Source organism: Sulfurimonas lithotrophica (assembly GCF_009258225.1).
Classification (GTDB): domain Bacteria; phylum Campylobacterota; class Campylobacteria; order Campylobacterales; family Sulfurimonadaceae; genus Sulfurimonas; species Sulfurimonas lithotrophica.
Window position 1 is genome coordinate 1,225,560 of record NZ_CP043617.1, and the last position, 21,243, is coordinate 1,246,802.

The 21,243-nt window shown below is 33.3% G+C and carries 19 protein-coding genes; 5 read left to right on the top strand and 14 right to left on the bottom strand.

Annotated elements, in window-relative coordinates:
* Positions 1 to 5: 5 nt before the first annotated feature.
* The 13 genes from ilvN to FJR48_RS06245 form a co-directional block, all read right to left on the bottom strand.
* Complete coding sequence (gene ilvN / locus FJR48_RS06185) at positions 6 to 485, bottom strand: acetolactate synthase small subunit (RefSeq protein WP_152307280.1); 480 nt, start codon at positions 483 to 485, stop codon at positions 6 to 8.
* Positions 485 to 2,182 (bottom strand): acetolactate synthase large subunit, encoded by a 1,698-nt coding sequence (locus FJR48_RS06190; RefSeq protein ID WP_152307281.1) that lies wholly within the window; start codon positions 2,180 to 2,182, stop codon positions 485 to 487. Before FJR48_RS06190 ends, ilvN begins: the two co-directional genes overlap by 1 nt.
* 88 nt (positions 2,183 to 2,270) lie before the next feature.
* A complete protein-coding gene (locus tag FJR48_RS06195; RefSeq protein ID WP_152307282.1) occupies positions 2,271 to 4,391 on the bottom strand; it encodes a WD40 repeat domain-containing protein in 2,121 nt (706 codons plus the stop codon).
* Positions 4,388 to 5,599: a threonine ammonia-lyase gene (gene ilvA / locus FJR48_RS06200; RefSeq protein ID WP_152307283.1), complete on the bottom strand. Its 1,212-nt coding sequence runs from the start codon at positions 5,597 to 5,599 to the stop codon at positions 4,388 to 4,390. Before ilvA ends, FJR48_RS06195 begins: the two co-directional genes overlap by 4 nt.
* A gap of 8 nt (positions 5,600 to 5,607) precedes the next feature.
* Positions 5,608 to 6,033, bottom strand: a complete 426-nt coding sequence (locus FJR48_RS06205; RefSeq protein WP_152307284.1) for a CoA-binding protein — start codon at positions 6,031 to 6,033, stop codon at positions 5,608 to 5,610.
* A gap of 50 nt (positions 6,034 to 6,083) precedes the next feature.
* Complete coding sequence (locus tag FJR48_RS06210; protein ID WP_241856023.1) at positions 6,084 to 7,349, bottom strand: diguanylate cyclase; 1,266 nt, start codon at positions 7,347 to 7,349, stop codon at positions 6,084 to 6,086.
* Between the two features lie 137 nt (positions 7,350 to 7,486).
* Positions 7,487 to 8,251 (bottom strand): TIGR02757 family protein, encoded by a 765-nt coding sequence (locus tag FJR48_RS06215; protein ID WP_152307285.1) that lies wholly within the window; start codon positions 8,249 to 8,251, stop codon positions 7,487 to 7,489.
* The gene (locus FJR48_RS06220) at positions 8,220 to 9,488 is read right to left on the bottom strand and encodes an RNA polymerase factor sigma-54 (RefSeq protein ID WP_152307286.1); all 1,269 of its coding nucleotides are present in this window, start codon (positions 9,486 to 9,488) and stop codon (positions 8,220 to 8,222) included. The genes FJR48_RS06215 and FJR48_RS06220 overlap by 32 nt, the downstream gene beginning before the upstream one ends.
* A gap of 3 nt (positions 9,489 to 9,491) precedes the next feature.
* Positions 9,492 to 10,214 (bottom strand): LPS export ABC transporter ATP-binding protein, encoded by a 723-nt coding sequence (gene lptB / locus FJR48_RS06225; protein ID WP_152307287.1) that lies wholly within the window; start codon positions 10,212 to 10,214, stop codon positions 9,492 to 9,494.
* The gene (gene tsaE / locus FJR48_RS06230) at positions 10,215 to 10,631 is read right to left on the bottom strand and encodes a tRNA (adenosine(37)-N6)-threonylcarbamoyltransferase complex ATPase subunit type 1 TsaE (protein WP_152307288.1); all 417 of its coding nucleotides are present in this window, start codon (positions 10,629 to 10,631) and stop codon (positions 10,215 to 10,217) included. It abuts the gene before it with no gap.
* Positions 10,628 to 11,614, bottom strand: coding sequence for an anthranilate phosphoribosyltransferase (trpD, locus tag FJR48_RS06235; RefSeq protein ID WP_152307289.1), 987 nt, complete (start codon positions 11,612 to 11,614; stop codon positions 10,628 to 10,630). The genes tsaE and trpD overlap by 4 nt, the downstream gene beginning before the upstream one ends.
* Entirely contained in the window at positions 11,615 to 11,860 is a 246-nt protein-coding gene (locus FJR48_RS06240; protein WP_152307290.1) for an RNA-binding S4 domain-containing protein, read from the bottom strand.
* An 89-nt stretch (positions 11,861 to 11,949) separates the two neighbouring features.
* Positions 11,950 to 13,638 (bottom strand): YgiQ family radical SAM protein, encoded by a 1,689-nt coding sequence (locus FJR48_RS06245; RefSeq protein ID WP_152308399.1) that lies wholly within the window; start codon positions 13,636 to 13,638, stop codon positions 11,950 to 11,952.
* Between the two features lie 161 nt (positions 13,639 to 13,799).
* On the opposite strand from FJR48_RS06245, the gene FJR48_RS06250 reads away from it, so the two are divergent.
* The 3 genes from FJR48_RS06250 to FJR48_RS06260 are packed head-to-tail and all read left to right on the top strand — an operon-like array spanning position 13,800 to position 16,521.
* Positions 13,800 to 15,485 carry an AMP-binding protein gene (locus FJR48_RS06250; protein ID WP_152307291.1) on the top strand — a complete coding sequence of 562 codons (1,686 nt, stop codon included), beginning with the start codon at positions 13,800 to 13,802 and terminating at the stop codon, positions 15,483 to 15,485.
* 51 nt (positions 15,486 to 15,536) lie between these two features.
* A complete protein-coding gene (locus tag FJR48_RS06255; RefSeq protein ID WP_152307292.1) occupies positions 15,537 to 16,028 on the top strand; it encodes a hypothetical protein in 492 nt (163 codons plus the stop codon).
* Positions 16,029 to 16,041: 13 nt separating this feature from the next.
* Positions 16,042 to 16,521, top strand: coding sequence for a PAS domain-containing protein (locus FJR48_RS06260; RefSeq protein ID WP_152307293.1), 480 nt, complete (start codon positions 16,042 to 16,044; stop codon positions 16,519 to 16,521).
* Positions 16,522 to 16,559: 38 nt separating this feature from the next.
* Here the strand turns inward: FJR48_RS06260 and FJR48_RS06265 are convergent, their stop codons facing one another.
* Complete coding sequence (locus FJR48_RS06265; RefSeq protein ID WP_152307294.1) at positions 16,560 to 17,477, bottom strand: manganese-dependent inorganic pyrophosphatase; 918 nt, start codon at positions 17,475 to 17,477, stop codon at positions 16,560 to 16,562.
* 85 nt (positions 17,478 to 17,562) lie between these two features.
* Here FJR48_RS06265 and FJR48_RS06270 point away from each other — a divergent pair, with 85 nt between their 5' ends.
* Positions 17,563 to 20,241, top strand: a complete 2,679-nt coding sequence (locus FJR48_RS06270) for a hypothetical protein (RefSeq protein WP_152307295.1) — start codon at positions 17,563 to 17,565, stop codon at positions 20,239 to 20,241.
* Entirely contained in the window at positions 20,241 to 21,242 is a 1,002-nt protein-coding gene (locus tag FJR48_RS06275) for a lipid A deacylase LpxR family protein (protein WP_152307296.1), read from the top strand. Before FJR48_RS06270 ends, FJR48_RS06275 begins: the two co-directional genes overlap by 1 nt.
* The last annotated feature ends 1 nt before the right edge of the window (position 21,243 follow it).

Genomic DNA, 21,243 nt, shown 5'->3' on the forward strand with positions numbered 1-21,243 from the left:
ACAAGCTACCTCTCTAGTGCAACAGCACCGCTTCTAACGATCTCTTTTGGGTTATATCTTTGGATAATCTTTAAAAAATTATCGACTCTTTTTGGCTCATCCGCAACCATAGCGATAATAATATTTTCACCAACGTTGACAATTTTTCCGTTATAAGCTTCACAAAGAGTATTTATATCCGTAATATTTTCGGCTACGGGGAACTTAACCATAGCCATCTCTTTCTCAACTAAATCAGCATGTTCATAAACTCTATATACAGGTATAAGTTTATGAAGTTGTTTAGTTATTTGTTCTATCACACGGACACTTCCGGATGTAACTATTGTAAGTCTTGAGTATTTACTCTCAGGAATCGGAGCTACAGTCAATGATGTTATATTGTACCCACGTGCAGAGAAAAGGTCTGTTATACGAGATAATACACTAGATTCATTTACAACGATTACCGATACTACTCTTCTTTCGCTATTTTCGTGTAACATTATTTATCTCCTTTCTTAGCTAACAACATCATGTTAAATAAACTTCCGCCCGCCGGAACCATAGGAAGAACATTTTCTAGTCTCTCAACAGTAACATCAATAAAAGTTACGACATCCTTTTTAATTGCATCTTTTAAAGCAGCATCAAACTCTTCTTTAGTAGATACTCTATACCCTGCCCCGCCAAATGCTTCTGCAAGTTTTACAAAGTCAGGTTGAACGCTTAAGTCTGTTTCAGAGTGACGTTTGTCATAGAAAAGTGTCTGCCACTGACGAACCATCCCTAAATAGTTGTTATTTAATATAATATTAATCACAGGTAGTTTTTTCTCAACTGCCGTCATCAATTCTTGAACATTCATCAAAATTGAGCCATCACCTGTAAAGTTAATACTTACTCTTTTAGGATCAGCTGCTTTAACACCCATAGCTGCGGGAAAACCAAAGCCCATTGTTCCAAGTCCGCCTGAACTTACAAACTGGCGAGCTCTGCTAAATGGATAGAACTGTGCAGTCCACATCTGATGCTGACCAACATCCGTTGAGATATTAGCTGTATCTCCAAGTATTTCGCCAACACGCTCTATTACCCATTGAGGTTTAATTCTATCACTGTCTTCATGATACATCAAAGGATGCAGTTCATCAAACTTAGCTATTGTTTCACGCCATTGAACATATTTTTTTGAATCAATCTTATCAACTTGCCCAAGCATATCTGTTACAACATTTTTAACATCCCCGACTATCGGGTAATCTGCATTTACCAGCTTAGAGATAGATGCAGGATCGATATCTACGTGTACTACACCTGCATTTTTAGCAAACTCACTAAGTTTACCTGTAACCCTGTCATCAAATCTCGCACCTAGTGCTATAACCAAATCAGTCTCACTCATAGCCATGTTTGATGCATATGAACCATGCATACCTAACATACCGACAAGAAGTTCATCATCGTGACTTAAAGTTCCACGAGCCATAAATGTCTCAACGGCAGGAATTCCTGTTTTGCTAACCAACTCTCTAACTTCATCAGATGCATTAGAATTTATAACACCACCGCCTAGATAAAAAAGCGGACGTTTTGCTTTACTCATAGCTTCAATAGCTTTTTTGATCTGACGTGGATTACCTTTTGTATGAGGTTTATATGTTTCTAAATCTAATTCAACAGTGTAATCAAACTCAGCAATCTCTGCAGTAACATCTTTTGGAATGTCAACATGAACAGGACCAGGACGACCAGATGCAGCTATATAAAACGCTTCTTTTAATATTCTCGGTAAATCTTCTGCCGTTGTAACCAGATAGTTGTGTTTTGTACATGAACGGCTAATTCCAACCGCGTCTATCTCTTGGAATGCGTCTGTACCGATTAAACTCATAGGAACCTGTCCAGAGATAACAACTAAAGGGATGGAGTCCATATATGCGTCTGCAAGACCCGTAACTGCATTTGTAAAACCCGGACCTGAGGTTATCATTGCAACACCAACTTTTCCGCTAGCTTTAGCATAACCCTCGGCAGCATGTACGGCAGCTTGTTCATGGCGAGTTAATATGTGATGGAACTTATCTTGTTTATAAATTTCATCATAGACATTCATGATAGCTCCACCAGGGTATCCAAACACAGTGTCAACACCCTCTTCAATTAAAGCTTCTATGACCATTTGAGCGCCATTTATTTGCATGAAAAGTCTCCTAATATAAAATTTTTTGGATTATACTTAAAAAGCTTTTTGATTTAGGTTAAATTCATAAATAATTTTAAAGTTTATATTATTCTAAGATATCTATGCTCTTTACAGATGGCTGCCAATTCTTTTTAGAACCTTTTTTCAAAGATTCTAAATCTAAACTAACATTTTCATATTTAGAATAAAACTGCTCAAAAGTTGAAATAATATAATCATCCAGACCAAAGTATAATATATAGCTTTTAAACGCTTTTTCTATAGTTTTTTTATCTTTTTTCTTTCTGATGCCGTTTTCAATTTGCGTTATATACGCCAAAGAATAAATACTCGCAATAGACATTTTTTTAGAAGGTATGTCTTTATATTTGTCTAAGACACCTTCAATTCCTATAATATCACCGTTTAAAGCATAAACTTTTGATAAATCTAAGTCATCGTTCCACAACTTATTATACTTTATGCCATCGGGAGTATTTGATAGAGTACTAGAGGTATCAATAAGTTTATATATATTTGCAAAATTTGATTTTTCTAAAGTTTTATAAAACTTATCTCTAAGTTCAATATCTTTAAGCATCATATTGACTTCGTCTTTAAAGTCTGGAAAGTCCACTAATATTTTCATCAATTTTATAGCCTTATGAATATCTCCCGATTGAATAAATTTATTGATTTTTATATACAAATTATCACCAAAAGAGATTACCGAAAAATACTCCGGAAATTCTTTTAAAAACGGGTTTACTTTTACAAGTTCAAAAACAATTTTAAAATCTTTTTTAATTATTGAGTTTTTAAATCTTGTATATATATCACTCTTAACCAACATATCCTGAATATGTTTTGTCTTTTCACTTACACCCCGATATGGCGATAATAACTCTTTTATTTTATCTTTTGAACCATGTTCTACAGACATTTCCTGAGCACGCGTGAAAAGTTTTCTCCATTTTTTTTCTATAGCCTTATATACTTCCGATTTTTTATATGCGGGATGTTTATTTACTAATGAATATGCTAAAGCAAGTTTTTCATTTTTTACCATAAGTAAAAATTTGTCAAATTCTTCATAGTCTTTAAAAAGTTTATTTATAAGAGTTTTTTTACTAGGTATATTTATAAAACTACCAAAAACTTCTAGGGATTCATCCTTTTTTGATTTTTGAAGCAATAAAGAAGCTTTTTCATAAACTCCCTCCCATATATCATCCATTGATTTATATATATCCGTATATTCCAGCAAAGGGTTGTTTTCTAGTAGAGAGTAAACCTTATCGTAACTCTTACTTTCTAAAAGTATTTGCATCTCCTTGATGCCTTTGTATATGTCAAAATACAATAATTCTCCGGATTCATTTGCTATAATCAATAGATCCTGTTCGCTATCATATTCGATAAACGTAATTCGTGAGCTTACTTTGATAAATTTTCTTGAAACTTGTTCAAATGTTTTTGTATCATAAACTATTACAAAACCAAGTGCGGTTGCTAAAAATAAAAATTTTTCGTTTGAAGAAACTTGAACAATCTCGTCATGTATGCCTGAAAGTCTTTTAAATACCTTTTGTTTACTCAAATCCCAAATAATTACAGATGAATTTTTATCTATACTGCAAAGCATGGAACTATCTAAAAATTCAACTTTCATAACAGGGGCATTATGACCTTTTAAGTTAGCCAAGGGAGTCATAGTAGCATAATTAAACACTTGAACCCTTTTGTCGTAACTAGCCGTAGCAACAAGATAAGAAGTTTTTGAAAACTGTATATCGTTTATAGTATCTGCATGTGAAGGTAATGTAAATAAAAGTCGTGAACTTTTAATATCACTTACAAATGTCCTGCCGTCTTCACCGCCTGAAAAAAAATAAGAAGCCTTTGGGTCAATTGCAACACAGGTAACTTCACCGTGATGCCTGTTAATTTTAATGATTACTTTTTTTGTTCTGGTATCATATAGTCTTGACTGTTTTGCATCTTCGCTTATAACAGCCATGTAAGCACCGTTATAACTATAATCTACAACCTGGTTTTTATACCATTGATGATTTATGTTTACTTTAAAACCGTTTAGAGTTTCTAAACTTTGTTGGTCTAAAAACCTTACGGAGGTCATTTTGTCAACAACAAGTACGGTAGAATTTACTTGTTTTGAATAAAAGATTATAGTTTGCGGGAATTTTTTGCTTTTAACTGCGCTCATATATTTTTGTTTTTTAAATATCCCTCTTTTTTTAACCTGTCTATTATCTCGACTTGATGTTCTTCGCCTTTTGTTTCCATATGCACGGTTACATTGGCATCTCCGTAATCCAAAGATATAGCTGTTCTGTCATAAGATATATGAACTATATTTGCACTTAACTCTTCTAAAATCTCAGTAAAACGCTTTAAAGAGCCCGGTTTATCAATAAGAGTAACCGTAATATTCATTTTTCTATGTGATTTTAACAAACCTTTTTCAATAATCACGTTTAAAAGCGTAACATCCATATTACCGCCGCTTAAAACTACAGCTACTTTTTTACCTTTTAAATGCTCAAGTTTACCATGAAGTACTGCTGCTACACCGACACTTCCTGCACCTTCAACAACAAGTTTTTGTTTCTCAAGCAAAAATAAAATAGCACTTGCTATCTCTTCATCATCTACACTTATAAATTCATCAACACACCCAAGCATATGGGAAAGTGTGATTTTTGAAGTATCACGAACAGCTATACCGTCTGCAATAGTTCTAACACTTAAACTATCTTGCGCTTTACCGCTGTGAAATGAATTTTTTAAAGCAGGTGCTCCACTAGCTCCTACAGCTATTATTTTTATATCTTGATTAATTTGTTTGACGGCAGATGCTATACCCGAAATCAGTCCACCGCCTCCGGCAGGTACTACAATAGCATCCAAATTATCACACTTTTCTAAAATATCGAGTGCTATAGTACCTTGTCCGGCAATAACTTTTTCATCTTCAAACGGGTGTATAAACGTAAGTGAATTTTTTGTTCCAAACTCTAAAGCATATCCATACGCCTCATCATAGTTTGAACCGTGTAAAATCACTTCTCCGCCAAGCTGTTTTACACCGTTAACTTTCGTAAGCGGTGTTGATTCAGGCATAACTATAACTGCACGAATCCCAAACTTAGATGCCGAGAGTGCAACACCTTGGGCATGGTTACCTGCACTTGCGGCTATAACACCGTTTGCCATTTTAGATTTATCCAGTGAAGCTATTTTATTGTACGCTCCACGAATTTTAAATGCACCTGTAATTTGTAAGTTTTCTTTTTTTAAATAAACCTCGATACCAGATACCTTACTCATCTGAGGTGCAAAAGCAAACGGCGTATCTAAGATTACGTCTTTTATCCTATCTCTTGCTTCATATATTTCTTTTAGTTCTAACAATTACTTACCTATCTATTTTCTAATTCTATTTTCGGACAATGATTTTGAACAACCTTCATACCGGCTTTTTCTGCTCTTGCGGCAGCTTCATTGTTAACAAGACCCAATTGTCCCCAAAAGACTTTAACATCACCGCGTTCTATACATACATCTACAACGGCATCAAAAACATTCGGTTTTCTAAATATATCAACCATATCAATCTCAAAAGGTATCTCTGCTAGTGAACGATACACTTTTTCGCCGAGAATAATATCCTCTTTTGGATAAACAGGTACTATCTTATAACCGTGTTCTTTTAAAAATTTAGCTACTTTATTGCTGGGTTTTGATTCGTCTGGGGATAAACCTAGTATTGCTATTGTCTTTACACTGTCTAAAATTTCTAAAATTTCTTCATTATTTGAATTTATAGTCGGAAATTCACATTCCATCACATACCTTTAAATATATTATTATTCGGATTATACCCAAATAATATTATCTATATCTGACAAACCATATTTCTTCCGCTTGCTTTTGCCTCATACAGTGCTTTATCGGCTTCATTTATAAGGCTTTCTAAAGTATCTCCGTATTTATACTCACTGACACCGAAGCTACACGTAAGACTTCCGACTGTGCCAAAATTTTCTTTTTCGATAATTTTTCTTAAAAATTCAACTTTCCTATATGCTTCGTTAATACCAAATTCAAATACCAATATAAACTCTTCTCCGCCCCACCTTGCAAAAAGGTCTTCACTTCTAATATGCTTTTCAATCAATCTAGCTAAATGTTTCAGTACATTGTCACCCACAAGATGACCATATGTGTCATTAACATCTTTAAAGTGGTCAATATCCAATACACACAAGCTTAGACCTTTATTGGTAAAGATTCTTTGTTTTATCTTTTCTTTCATCACTCTTACAAACATATTTCTATTATATATACTCGTCAAAGGATCGTGACTTGCCTCATATTCGTACTCGCGAGATTGTTCGGACATTGATGTTATATCGGTAAAAGAGAGTATAAATAAGCTATTTTCAAATTTAACAGCCTTAATTGCAAATATGTGATTATTATTTTCAATATCTTTTATCTTAACTATTACATCTTCATTTTTCAATCTTTCAATAACGTCGGATATCCATAGTTCTTCAGTATCTACCAAACCTAAGTGATAGTAACCGTTTTCTTCAATAAATGTTTTACATATACATCCATATTTTTCTTGAAACTCGGAAATCGATTTTACTTGAAAAAAATCCTCTATTGCACTATTGATTTTTATAGCTTTAACACCGTCTGTTAAAAGAACAAAATTATCTTGCAAGTTAATCAAACTTTGAATCTGCTCTTTTTCTATATGGATAAGTTTTTCACTCTTTTTCAATCTTAAATGAAAATCTATCCTTTTAAGTAGTTCAGTAACGTTAAACGGCTTATTCATATAATCGACACCACCTACCTCATAAGACATTTTAATTGTCTCGTCATCTTGCTTTGCCGTTAAAAATATTATAGGTATATCTTTTGTTTTTTTATTTTTTAATATTAACTTTGCCGTATCGAATCCGTTTAATTCAGGCATCATAACATCAAGCAAAATTAAATCAACTTCATTTGTCTGAAGTATATCAAGGGCTTCTTGTCCTGACATTGCCATTAAAAGATTATAATCTTCATCATTAGATTCAAAAATAGCTTCAAGTGTAAGTAAATTAGTTTTAACATCATCAACACAAAGTATTGTATTAGACACCGAGTCACCCTTTTATTGTATAAACATATTATTTATTTATAAATTATTCTTACATTAGTTTACTGAAATATTTGTAAAATATCAAAAAATTATACACTTTAATCTAAATTAATATGTTTTTTTTTAATATTAACGAATTAAATCAATGATTCTTGTCCTAATCTGTATAATGCAAAGTCATATTTTAAAGGATCTTTTGCGTCAAAAGAGCTCAATCTCTGTGTTAATTCTATCGCTGCTTGCAAATCATAGGTTTTTCTTTTTAACAGTCCCAGCTTTTTTCCTACATTAAACGTATGGGTATCCAAAGGTATTATTAAATCTTTTGCATCTATACCGTTCCATAGACCCATATCTATATTATCATTTCTAACCATCCATCTAAGGTACATCATCCAACGCTTTAATGCTCCGCTGCCTTTTGTTTTAGTGGTAACTTTTGAAATTAAAAAATTATAACCTTGACTCTCATACGGATATAACTCTTTAATTGTTAATATTAACTCGTTTATCCCGTCTATAACACTGTTGTTCTTTAAATATGCTTTTTTAAAAACATTCTCTAACGTATCTTTTTGATTTAAACGTTTTAGTGCGATAAACAAGGCTATAACATCTTGGGCTTTTTGAAACCTATAGTAATGATTTTTTAGAGACTCTTGTATATCATCTTCACCTTTATCAAGAAGTGAAAAATCAAGTGAGTTTAAAAACTTCACAATTTGTTTTACGTTTCCATATGCAAAGAGTGCACAAATAAGTGAGATTGTCGGATCTTTATATCTGTATGCTACAAAAATCGGATCGAGTTTATCTTCATTTACTTCACCGATTTGGTTTCGTTTTAAAACCTCTGCATCCAAGCGTTTTTTAATGGAGCTGATAGAGTTTTTTTCTTTCACTTGAACCTGCTATATTTAGTTGTTTTCTATATTTCGCAATTGTGCGTCTAACCATTTTGACTTTAAATTTTTCTTGAATCATCTCTAAAAGTTTCATATCACTCAGTGGTTTTGCATGGCTCTCTTCTTTTACAAGTCCTATCAAATAATCTTTAATTGCTGCATTTGAAACATCTTCGTCAATTGCCGTGGTAAAGAACTCTTTCATAGCCAGTATTCCCCTGTCACAAGCTATATATTTGTTTGCAATGGCACGGGATATCGTTGATGGATTATGACCAAACTCATCTGCTAAAGTTTTAAGTGTTAAGGGCATAATTTGACCACCCGTAAAGAATTCATACTGATACTCAACTATCATAAGTCCAACTTTATAAAGAGTAGCCTTACGCATATCAAGTGCATCTACAAGAGATTTTGCTTCTTTAATTTTTTGTGAGATAAAATCATGTTCTACCGCATACTCGGTATCTATACTTATAGTAGGATAATAAGCATCGTTTAGTTTTACTTCTATATTTTCATTTTCATCAAAATATATCATTAAATCAGGGACTACCTGCTGAGACTCTTCTTGATATTCTATAGAAGGTGGATTTTTAAACGTACCCAAAACCCGCATAACTTCGGTAAAGTTTTCTTCATCGGAATAACTGTAAATATTTTGCATATCTTTTATAACCGTGCAAGCTAAAGGATATGCTTCATCACTTATGTCTGATGAATCAAGCTGAAACATAAAACTCTCTGACAAATCGACTGCACCGATACCTACAGGCTCAACATGAGCAAATCTAAGACGGATTTTTTCAAACTCTTCAAGTGTTATACCCTCTTCTTGACAAAAAGCCTCACTCTCACCTTCATAATAACCGTTTTCATCTAAGTTAGCCACTACATATTCAGCTATAGCTTCTGAAATCGGTGTAGGGAAAAGCGGAGCACCGAGTTGTTCATCCAAAACATCGTGAAGTGATCGATTCTGAACCGTCAAAGCTTCTATTTGCTCGGTTCTAGAGTTACTTACCGCCCTGTTTATTATTTTTTTCGGGATTTTTTTCTCATACTCTTCTTCAAAACCGGATTTAACTTCAACCACTGGATTAGCCTCTATAAAAGGTTCCATAGCTTCACCCAAATCACTTAAACTAGAATGCAGTATCGGCAGCCAGTTTCTTAACGTATTGGATAACTTGTGTTTAGTTTCAACCGATTGGGTTTGTCTAAGAGTTGCCATATTCTAGAACTTATAATCCTCACCTAGATAATGTGTACGGACATCTGCATTTGCTCTGATTTGCTCAGTCGTACCGCTTGCTAAAAGATTCCCGGATTTAATTACATAAGCTCTGTCACATACATCAAGTGTTTCACGCACGTTATGGTCGGTTATAAGTACACCTATGTCATATGATACAAGCTGATGAATAACCTTTTGAATATCCATCACGGCTATCGGATCAACCCCTGCAAAAGGTTCATCCAAAAGCAAAAACTTCGGTTTGTTAACAAGTGCACGGGCTATCTCTACACGACGACGCTCCCCACCGCTTAAACTAATACCTTTTCTGTAACGGATAGGTTCTATATTAAACATATCAAGGAGTTCTAAGATTCTTTCTTCTCTTTTTTCTTTATCTTTTATAGTAACTTCTGCCGCTACCATCAGGTTGTCTTCAACACTCAAATCTTTAAATATTGAAGCTTCTTGAGGAAGATAGCCTATACCTTGCAAGGCTCTTTCGTGAAGGGGTTTTCCCGAGAGGTCTATATCATCAAAAAAGACCTTTCCGTCACTTGCTTCAACTAAACCGCATATCATATAAAAAGTAGTGGTTTTACCTGCACCGTTTGGACCTAAAAGCCCTACTACCTCGCCACTGTTTACTTCAAGGCTCATACCTTTTACTATCTCAAGGTCTTTTATTCTTTTTTTTAAATCAACTGCTTTTAACTTATGCATCTATTCATACTCTCTTAAAATATATTCTCTTTTATTTGCATCTATTTTTTTTATATCTATCTCCAATACCTTAAAACCTACATCCACTAAAATATCACGTAGTTTATCATCACCCCACTCCACAATATGCAAACCGTTTTTTTCCAACTCTTCAAGCATCCCCATAGATATAAAATGCTCAAGCCCTTTATTGTATATATCATAGTGATAAACTTTATCCGAATAACATTGTTGCAGGGAGAAGGTCGGTGACGTTACTTCATCATCTACACCAAGGGATGCAACAATATACTTTGTAAGAGTAGTCTTACCGGCTGCCAAATCTCCACGTAAAATAATAACACCGTTTTTAAAAGCATCTACAATTTCATCGCTAAATTTTTCAACTTCATCAAGAGTCAGGGTATATTTTTTCATAATTTATTTGATATCTCTATAATCTGCTTTAATTTTTCTTTTGCTTTTGAACATGCTATAGTCTCTTTTGCCATAGCTATACCGTCTTGAATATCACGGACTTTATCATCTACCATTAGTGCTGCAGCTGTATTTAAAAGTACGATATCTCTTTGTGCATCAGTAGCACAAGAATCAAAAATATTATATAAAATCTGTGCATTATGCTTTGCATCACCTCCTACTATTGCTTTTAGAGGTGCTTTTTTAAAACCGTATTCTTCAGGATCAATCTCAAACTCGCGTGTTTTACCGTCTTTAAGATAAGATGCATAAGTAACTCCGGATAAGCTTATCTCATCCATACCCTCTTCGGAACTCACGACTAGTGAACTTTTAGAACCGTTTATTTTAAGTGCTTCAGCCATTTTAGGGACAAACGATTTATCAAAAACACCTAAAAGCGATTTTTGGACATTTGCAGGATTTGTAAGGGGTCCTAAAATATTAAATATAGTCTTATCCGGAATAGTTTTTCTAACAGGGACAATAAACTTCATAGCAGGATGATGGTTTTGTGCAAACATAAAACAAAATCCGCTCTCTTCTAAAAGTTTTGCGGACTGGTTTGGAGTTATGTCAAGCCTTATTCCAAGTTTTTCAAGCATATCCGCACTACCGCTTTTTGACGTAATGGAGCGACTTCCGTGCTTAGCTACGTTACAACCCGCTGCAGCTGCTAATATTGACACGGTTGAAGATATATTAAAACTACCTATTTTATCTCCACCGGTTCCGACTATATCAATAGATTTTTCTCTTAATTCATTTGAAATCGGTAAAGGAAGTGCATATGTACGCATAACTTCTGCCGCAGCTGCAATAGCTTCAACGGGTGTATATTTATCTAGCTTCATACTTTGTAAAAAGTCACGCATCTGAGCATCACCCATTTCATGGTTAAAAAGTGACGTAAACTTCTCTTTTGCCTCTTCGTACTTCATTTATTGTTCCTTTATATATTCACCTTGAAGTGACTTTGGTGTTGATTTTGTAACAGGTATCTTTAATACTTTATATTTTTTAGATTCATTTAAATAGTTTATAGTTATCGTATCCCCTATTTCAACATTTTTACTTGGTTTTACAACTATGTCATTTATTAAAACTACTTTATTTGAAAGCATATCCTGTGCGACGGAGCGTCTTTTCGTAATATTTACGGAATTTAAAAACTTATCTATTCTCATCTATCAACTTTTTAAAATTTTTGTTTATTGTAGAATAAAAAAACTGAAAGGAATGTAAGAGTTGGAACAATAATTGCTAAAATTGGCGATTATGATGCAAAACCACTTTTGAAGCAATCTTTTTTCACCACTATACGTTTTTGCTTCTCTTTTCTTTTTGTATCTTTTTCGACAAATATTTTTTTACGGGTTTTTGGATCCAACTCCGTATAATACATAACGGCAGAATAGGTAGAAGGAGTAGGTGTAAAAACCTGAGCCTGTTCAGGATTCATTTTTAACTCTTCAGATGTAAAACGTTTGAGTTCATGCATATCTTTCTCTTCGCATCCCGGATGCGCTGCAATAAGATAGTAGGTAAGAAATTGATTTTTCCCCTCTTCTTTATTTAGCCTGTCATACATCTTCTTAAAGTCAACCAAAGTTTCCTTGCCCGGTTTTCCCATAAGCTCAAGTACATGTTGTTGTGTATGTTCGGGTGCTACTTTAAGCTGACCCGATATATGATGTTTTACCATCTCTTTAAGATAAGAATATCCATGTTTTTTATCTGCCGTTATCAAATCATATCTAACCCCTGATGCTATAAAAGCTTTTCTAACACCCTCTACTTCACGAACTTTTTTAAGCAGGTTTATGTTTCTGCCGTGATCCACGTGCATCACTTTACAAAGTCTCTCAGCATCTACACATCTCATATGATCACAGGTGCCTTTTTTCAGTTTTTTGTCACACTCATATCCGTACATATTTGCAGTAGGTCCGCCAACATCACTGATAATCCCTTTATAATCTTTATACTGATTAAAGCTTTTTGCCTCATCCAAAATATTTTCTTCCGAGCGTGTCCTAATAGTACGCCCCTGATGCACACCAATGGCGCAAAAGTTACACTCACCCCAGCATCCGTGATGCGTCATAATAGAGAATTTTATCGTCTCTAAACATTTTACTTTACCCTCTTTTGCATAGTATGGATGCAACTCTCTTGTAAAAGGCAGGTTTGAATTTGCATCCATCTCATCTTCATTCAAATAATCACACGGTGGATTTTGAATAAGGAAACGTGCATCTACAGGTTGACACAATCCGTTTGCCGTTATTGGATCGTTGTTATCGTAAAAATCATCAAACAAATCTATATACTTCTCTTTATCATCTAAACAATCTTGATGAGAAGGCAGTTGTATGTATTCGTATTTCGGCTCTTTTGATATATAACAAATTCCCCTGATATCTTTGTAATCTTGATTTTTCTCTATCGCACGTGTTAATTGTTCAATAGCAATCTCACCCATACCGTAAACCAAGATATCCGCTTTTGAATCAAAAAGAATAGGTTTTTTGAGTTTGTTCTGCCAATAATCATAATGACTTACCCGTCTAAGACTAGCCTCGATACCACCAAGTACCAATGGCACTGTATTTTTAAAATGTTGACGAATAAGATTACAGTAAACACTAAGTGCACGGTCAGGACGTTTATTGTTTTTTCCGCCGGGTGTATAATCATCAGAGTTTCTAAACTTCTTAGTAGCCGTATAGTTTGAAACCATAGAATCGACGCTTCCACCGCTTACACCCCAATACAGTCTTGGCTCACCCAATCTTTTTATATCTTTATCGCTTTTTATGTCAGGTTGACCTATCATCCCTACTCTGTAACCAAGGCGCTCCAGCATCCTGCCTACCATAGACACACCTATAAACGGCGAATCAATATAAGCATCTCCGCTTACAAGAATCACATCGCACTGATCCCACCCTAAAGCATCCATCTCTTCTCTGGTTGTAGGTAAAAAATCTTTTTGAGTAAATGTTCTAGTGTTTCTTTTTTCTTGTTTATTTTTATTTCTTCTACTCAAAATTAAACCTTTATATATGGTGGTAGTATTTTTATGTATAATGGTACTAAAAAATTTTAAAATAAGAGTTTAATATGCACTACCCATATGAAAATATTAAAGACTTTACTTTACGCTCATTTTTGCAACGTTCGGCATCCGTTTATCCGCAAAGACCTTTTGTATCTTATGTCGGAAATACGCCTATAACATATGATGAGTTCTACAAAAATGTACTTCATACCTCAAACCAACTTAAAGAACTCGGAATTAAAAAAGATGACAAAGTGCTACTGCTGAGTGAAAATATGCCAAACTGGAGCATTGCTTATTTTTCAATAGTATATATCGGTGCAGTTGTAGTTCCGGTCCTTCCAGACTTTCATCCTTCAGATGTTCATCATATAATCAGACATGCAGAGGTAAACGGAGTTTTTGTTTCGGAAAAACATCAACAAACTATAGAAGAGTTTGAACATAAGGAGATAGATTTTGTCATAAACTTAGAATCATTAAGTATTATTGATGAATTAAGTAATGAAAAATATATTCAAAAACATAAAAAATTAGCACAAAAAAATCCTGATAACTTCACAGATGAAAATATTTTTATTGATGATAACGACTTAGCGTGTATAATTTATACATCAGGAACGACAGGACACTCCAAAGGTGTGATGCTCACACATAAAAATCTTACGACAAATGCCATGAGTACACATTCAATAATAGATATAACTCCAAACGATATATTTTTATCTATATTACCCCTCTCACACGTCTTTGAAGGAACAGTCGGGATGCTTGTCCCAATGCTTCACGGTTCTAGTGTGCAGTATATTAAAAAAACACCGACACCGAGTGTACTTTTAAAGGCTTTTGAAGTTGCCAAACCAACATTTATTCTGAGCGTACCTTTGGTAATAGAAAAGATATATAAAAATAAAGTTCTATCTAAATTCAATTCCTCTTTGGTCACAAAAAATCTCTATAAAGTCCCTTATTTTAGAAAAAAATTAAACAAGATAGCTGCAAAAAAATTAGTTAAAACTTTTGGCGGAAGACTCCGTTTTTTTGCTATAGGCGGTGCAGGAGTTCCGGGATATGTTGAACAGTTTTTACATGAAGGCGATTTTCCTTATATAGTGGGTTATGGACTTACAGAAACATCACCTCTTCTTTGTGCTACACCAAGTACTATGAAAACAAAAATAAAATCAACCGGACCTTCAATGTACGGAGTTGAAATTGACATAAGAAACAAACATAACATTACTGGTGAAGGAGAAATTTTTGCACGAAGTCCCAGTGTTATGATCGGTTACTACAAAGATAAAGAAAAAACCAAAGAAGTTTTAGATGCCGACGGGTGGTTTCATACGGGAGATTTAGGTTATATAGATGATGAAGGATACCTTTTTATAAGCGGTAGAAGTAAAAATATGATTTTAGGACCAAGCGGTGAAAATATATATCCAGAACAAATAGAATCAATAATAAATGAGCATGAACTTGTACTTGACTCGCTTATGCTCGAGCAAAACGGAAAATTAATAGCTAAAATTCACCTCGATTATGAAAAAATAGATGAACTATATCACGGTGAAAGTAAAAGCAGTGATGAAGTATTGGAGAATATAAATATTCTCTTAGAAGAGATGCGTCAAGAAGTAAACTCTAAAGTATCTTCATTCTCCAGAATGGTTAAGTTTGAAGAACAGCGTGAACCTTTTATAAAAACTCCCACCAAAAAAATAAAAAGGTATCTTTATCAAAATTAAAAAATATCGTATAGTATTTTTGATATAATTATCACTCTTAAGGAGTTTTTTATGTCAGATAAAATAAAAAGTATTTTTATTTTCCTATTTTTTTTCGCTTTGATTGTCATACTTTCAATATACGGATTTATGACATCAGATTTTTCAAACCTAAGTAAAGTAGATAGTAGTTTAGATAGTAACCTAAAAGCTAAAATAGCCAAAAAACGTTACTACAGTACTGAAATTGTTATAAAAGACGACGGTGTAGTCGATTTGGGTGATTTTGAAATAAATATAGGAAACGGACATAAATTGATAACCAATATATCGGCAAAATATGAAAAACACGGCGGATGGGGTATGTCAAGCGGTGTTGATGATGAAATAAGTTCAAAAGGCACTTTGCTAAGACATGCCGCAATTGAAGCTATCATGAATAAGCATGAGGCGGATGTTAGAAGTTATAGAGTAAAATCTGCTATAATCGATAGCATGAATAGACATCTATCTTCAACTAGGGTTGAGGATATCTACTTTAACAAGTTGATAGTAGCTGAATAAAAAAGGAACTGCGATGCAAACTGATTTTGATATGTTTTACGAAACCAAAGTACCTGAAGATGAACTAATAGTATCCCGCACCGATTTTTCGGGCAAAATAACTTATGTAAATGAAACATTTGCCGAAATTTCAGGATATAAGCCGGAAGAACTTATTGGGAAACCACATAATGTAATAAGACATCCTGATATGCCAAAGTCCGTGTTTGACAATTTATGGGAGACTATAAAAAAAGGCGATGTTTGGCATGGCTATGTTAAAAATCGACGTAAAGACGGTGGTTATTATTGGGTGTATGCCAGAGTTTCTACTGTAAAAAAAGACGGTGTTCCAACAGAATATAAATCAGTTAGAGAACCTGTTTTAAAAGAAAAAGCCATTGAGATGCAAAATTTATACGATAAGCTTCGTGCAGAGGAAGAAGGAAAAACCAGAGTTGTTTTATATATTGACAACGACAAATTAGATACTGCAAAAAAACTAGAAGAATAATTTATTCCAACTCAAAAGAGTTGGAATAAAATTTTAAATTAAAATTGAGGCTGTAAGAAAGGGATTACCTGTTTTTTACGGCTCAGTACGCCATCCAACCAAACTTGATTATCTTCAAGTTTACAGTTAAACGCATTCTCAACTTTACTAACATCATCACTGATACAAAGAAGCTGAGAGCCCTCTTTCATAATATCCGTTAAAAGAACCAACATTGTATGAAGTCCTTCTTCCTCTTTCATTTTAGCCATATCTTCAAAAATCATATCTTTTTTATCATCAAACACACTTAAATCAACAACTTCAAGCTGGTTTACGCCAACTTTTACACCGTTCATTTCAAATGCTTTATAGTCTCTAGTATTTAAATCTCTGGCTGTTGCACCATCTACTGCAGATTTTACCAAGAACATCTCCATACCAAGTGCTTTATAATCTTCAACACCTGCAATTTTTGCCAACTCTTTAACGGCTTTTGTATCGACTTTTGTACATGTAGGAGATTTAAAGATAACCGTATCACTAAGTATTGCACACATCATCATACCTGCAATATTTTTTGGAATCTCAACATTAAAAGATTTATACATCTCATAAATCACGGTATTTGAACAACCTATCGGTCTAATCCAACACTCTAACGGAGTAGATGTAGTAATATCTCCTAATTTATGATGATCGACTATACCGAGTATTGTAGCTTCTTTAATATCTTCAGGTGCTTGACCGTAGTCGGAAAAATCTACTAAATATACAGACTCACCTGCATAAGATGTTTTTAACTCAGGCTCAACTCCATCAAATTTGTTTAGTATAAATTCTGTTTCGGCAGATATTTTTCCCTGACGCGTAGGGATACAATCTTCACCAAGCTGATTTTTTAAATATGAGAGAGAGATAGCACCTACAATTGAATCGCTATCGGGATTTGAATGACCAAAAATATATGTTGACATACTGTACCTTGATTTAATTTTTTTGAAATTATACTAGGATTTTCTAAATATGATATAATCTTCAAAAACTAAAACCAAGAACAACATGAAAAGATTTTTTTTATTAATAAATATTCTTATATACAATACAATTTTCGCTACAGAAGTCGTACACGATGAGCAATATTATAAATACAAAAAAAATGATGTTGAGATTATATTTACAAAAGATAATCTTGAGTTTGCAAAACAAACAAGTACAATAGAGCCTAAGCTTCACGAGTATTATCAAGATACCTACGGTTGGGTGCTTGATGAAACCTTATATATCGGTCTTTTATCACATAGAAATCAAATTCCAAACGGTTTTTCAACCCAATTGCCAAACAATAAACAGATGAACTATGTCGGAGGTGTCCAAAATATAGATTATTTTTGTTCTACATCTTGGTTAGATACTCTTTTATATCACGAGAGTGCACATAACTATCAGTTAAATGTAAAAGCAAACCCTCTTTCAAGATTTTTACACTCTATTTTTGGCAATGGATTTGTACTTTCACCTATGCCTTTTATTGTACCAAATCTTATGGAAAATTCTTTTATGCTTGAAGGTAATGCCGTTTTAAATGAATCATGGCATGGAAACGGAGGAAGACTCTATAGCGGAAGGTTCAAAGCACAAACTATTCTGCAGGCAAAAGCAGGAAATATAACTCCGCAAAACACTTACAATACTACTCTTAACTTTCCATACAGTGAGACCTATTATATAACAGGTGGATTTTATAATCTTTATATGGCTCAAAAATATGGTTTAGACAATATAAACAGATACTTTCATCAACACTCAAAACTATTTGTATGGCCACAGCTTACAAACCATAGCATGAAAGTAACGACAGGTGACTATTTTAAAGATTCGTTAGAGGATTTTGCATCTGAATATGCTTCAAAAAAACTAAATATAGCAAAAGGTAAAAAACTATTTAGTTCACAGTTTTATTACCAACTAAACAACGACAAAGATGAAATTTTTTTTATAATAAATAAAGATGGAGTAAGTAGCCCTGAACTTATAAGAGTAGATAAACAATCTTTAAAAGTATCAAAACAAAAAGATAGCTGGCTTAGTGGAAAAGTAATTAAAAAAGAAAATCAATATTACACCGTTGGAAGTAATTATACATCTGCTTTTAATATATATCAAGGGCTTTATGACTCTGATGCAGATATATTGGAGTCTTCAAAATCAAAAATCATACAAGGCTATCTAAGCGATAATACAGAAGTTTATTTTGATGTAAAAAGCTCATTTTCAGAAGCAAAACTATACATTGGAAATTCATTTTATGAAACAGTGAATTCATCTGTATTTATAGATGCTAACGACAACCTGTACTACTTTAAACAAAACGCAAAGACACGTACACTATATAAAAATAAAACTCCCATCTACTATTATAAAGGTTTTTATGGAATTGTAAGTGACGTGGATTCTAAAAACAATATATATTTTATAGCAAACTCAAAAAACGGTTCAACTTTATACAGATACTCAAATGCCAAAGTCAACCGTGTTCTTGAAGCAGATAATATTATTGAAGCCAAGCTTATTGGAGACGATAAAGTGTTTTTATCTGCTATTGGAAAAAGTGAATATTACTATCTAATAAATGAACTTACCGAAATAGAACAAACTCCATATGAAACCAAACTGTTTTTTGAAAACAAAGACTATTATGCAAAAACCAACTATAAAAATTTACCCAAAAATGAGCATATAAATTTAGATAAAAAATACAACTCATTCTTCGATATGCACTATAGCGGTACTAATCTCTTTATAGGTTCAAACGACAACGATTCTACTATTGGCAATATAAGCATCAATTTTGCAGATCCATTAGGACAAAATCAAAGCTCTTTTTTCCTAAATAAAGACAGTTCCGAAGTTTTAATATCCGGTTTATCGTATAGTTCAAAAGAGTATCTATTCAATTATTCCTTATCAGCTTATGGAGTTTTAGATGATGCCAATGAATTAAAAACAAGAGATTACGGTTTAATGGCAAATATAAAAATCCCGTTTATAAAATTTGCCCGTTACTATGGTGAACTTGGTTTAAATTATTTTCAAGATTATGATACTCTTGAGAGAGAGCCTTTGTCTATTTACTTAAATTTATCAAGATATGAACATTACGGTAAAAGCAGATATCTTAACTACTTAAACTCTTTAGAACTATATACAGTCAATGAAAGAAACGATAATATATATGGTGGCATATATAATTTTTCACACGATCTTCCATATGAGACATACATAAATCTCGGTGCAAAATACTCTAAAACAGATACAAAAATTACAAGTTTTAACGCTAACATAAACAAAAGAGGTGTAAAAGTCTCTGATGCTTCAAACTCAATTTACGATAATTCTCAAATACAAATACCAAATTTAATCGGTTCACTTTATATTCAGGAAGCCGGTTATGTTGAAGCCAAACTGTCATCGGTTATAAACTTCTCAAAATATTATTTTACATTCCCCCTATCAATCCAAAGAGAATCTATATATACAAAATACAGATATTACGAACTAAAAAGTTTTTCTCAAAATAGATACAAAATGAATGAAACTACTATAGGTATTAGCTTATCTTTAGTTGGATTAAACTCTTTTGCGTTTCCGCTAAATCTTGAATATATATATAATGATGGAAACAGCAGGCTAATTGAAGATTCTGGAGTATTTAGATTTATTTTGGAGGTAAATTTTTAATGTCAAAAATTTTACTTCTACTTTTTATTATTGTTAATACTTTTGCACAAGAGTACATTGCAAAAGAAGAAGAATCGTGGAATCTGCAACGTAGCAATTTTTATTTTGAAAACGATATGTATTTTAATACGGATTATGATTACACGGCAGGCGTACGTCTTTCATTTTTATACCATATACAAAACCCTAAAAAAAATATTTACGATATATCACTTTTAGATTTTGGAGGTTCTAGTACTTACAGAAGTTTTGCTTTAGTTCATCAAATGTACACGCCTAAAAATAAAAAACAAAAAACATTGATAGTAGATGACAGACCATATGCAGGATGGACATATTTTGAAGCTGGATTACATAAAAGTTCAAAAACGCATCTACGTTCTTTAAATCTTAAATTGGGCATAGTAGGACCAACCTCCGGAGCTGAACATTTTCAAAACTTTATACACGATACCATAGGTGCAGAACATGTATATGGTTGGGATAATCAACTGCATAATGAATTGGGAATAAATCTAAAATATACTCACAAATGGAGATTTTTATATCTAAAACAAAAACTATTGGAAACTTCTTTAGTACCATTTGGCGAAATTGAACTTGGAAATATAAGCATAAAAGCAACGGCAGGATTTTCAATGCGTATAGGATACAACATTCCGAAAGATTTTGGAGTATCTTCAATCGATATCGGTGGAGAGGACGGGATACCTTCTTTTGAAGAAAATATTTTATGCAACCAAAAAGATTGGAGTTTCAGTATTAATATAAGCGGAGCATCCTCTGCGGTATCCAAAGATATATTTTTAGACGGTAATACGGACGGAGACAGCCACTCCGTAAAAAAAGAGAATTTTATCGGCTATTACGGTGTGGGATTTTCAATAAGGTATAAAAAGTTTATATTTGATTTTATCCAAACATACAATACTAAAAAATTCAATACGGAAAACGGTGGACACGATACCGGAACCATAGTTTTCTCATGGTTGTACAACTAGA

Bases quoted from the DNA above. Each gene is read 5' to 3' on its own strand.
- ilvN (WP_152307280.1), bottom strand. From the start codon at position 485: ATGTTACACGAAAATAGCGAAAGAAGAGTAGTATCGGTAATCGTTGTA.
- FJR48_RS06190 (WP_152307281.1), bottom strand. From the start codon at position 2,182: ATGCAAATAAATGGCGCTCAAATGGTCATAGAAGCTTTAATTGAAGAG.
- FJR48_RS06195 (WP_152307282.1), bottom strand. From the start codon at position 4,391: ATGAGCGCAGTTAAAAGCAAAAAATTCCCGCAAACTATAATCTTTTAT.
- FJR48_RS06205 (WP_152307284.1), bottom strand. From the start codon at position 6,033: ATGGAATGTGAATTTCCGACTATAAATTCAAATAATGAAGAAATTTTA.
- FJR48_RS06220 (WP_152307286.1), bottom strand. From the start codon at position 9,488: ATGGCAACTCTTAGACAAACCCAATCGGTTGAAACTAAACACAAGTTA.
- lptB (WP_152307287.1), bottom strand. From the start codon at position 10,214: ATGCATAAGTTAAAAGCAGTTGATTTAAAAAAAAGAATAAAAGACCTT.
- tsaE (WP_152307288.1), bottom strand. From the start codon at position 10,631: ATGAAAAAATATACCCTGACTCTTGATGAAGTTGAAAAATTTAGCGAT.
- trpD (WP_152307289.1), bottom strand. From the start codon at position 11,614: ATGAAGTACGAAGAGGCAAAAGAGAAGTTTACGTCACTTTTTAACCAT.
- FJR48_RS06240 (WP_152307290.1), bottom strand. From the start codon at position 11,860: ATGAGAATAGATAAGTTTTTAAATTCCGTAAATATTACGAAAAGACGC.
- FJR48_RS06245 (WP_152308399.1), bottom strand. From the start codon at position 13,638: ATGGATGCTTTAGGGTGGGATCAGTGCGATGTGATTCTTGTAAGCGGA.
- FJR48_RS06250 (WP_152307291.1), top strand. From the start codon at position 13,800: ATGCACTACCCATATGAAAATATTAAAGACTTTACTTTACGCTCATTT.
- FJR48_RS06255 (WP_152307292.1), top strand. From the start codon at position 15,537: ATGTCAGATAAAATAAAAAGTATTTTTATTTTCCTATTTTTTTTCGCT.
- FJR48_RS06260 (WP_152307293.1), top strand. From the start codon at position 16,042: ATGCAAACTGATTTTGATATGTTTTACGAAACCAAAGTACCTGAAGAT.
- FJR48_RS06265 (WP_152307294.1), bottom strand. From the start codon at position 17,477: ATGTCAACATATATTTTTGGTCATTCAAATCCCGATAGCGATTCAATT.
- FJR48_RS06270 (WP_152307295.1), top strand. From the start codon at position 17,563: ATGAAAAGATTTTTTTTATTAATAAATATTCTTATATACAATACAATT.
- FJR48_RS06275 (WP_152307296.1), top strand. From the start codon at position 20,241: ATGTCAAAAATTTTACTTCTACTTTTTATTATTGTTAATACTTTTGCA.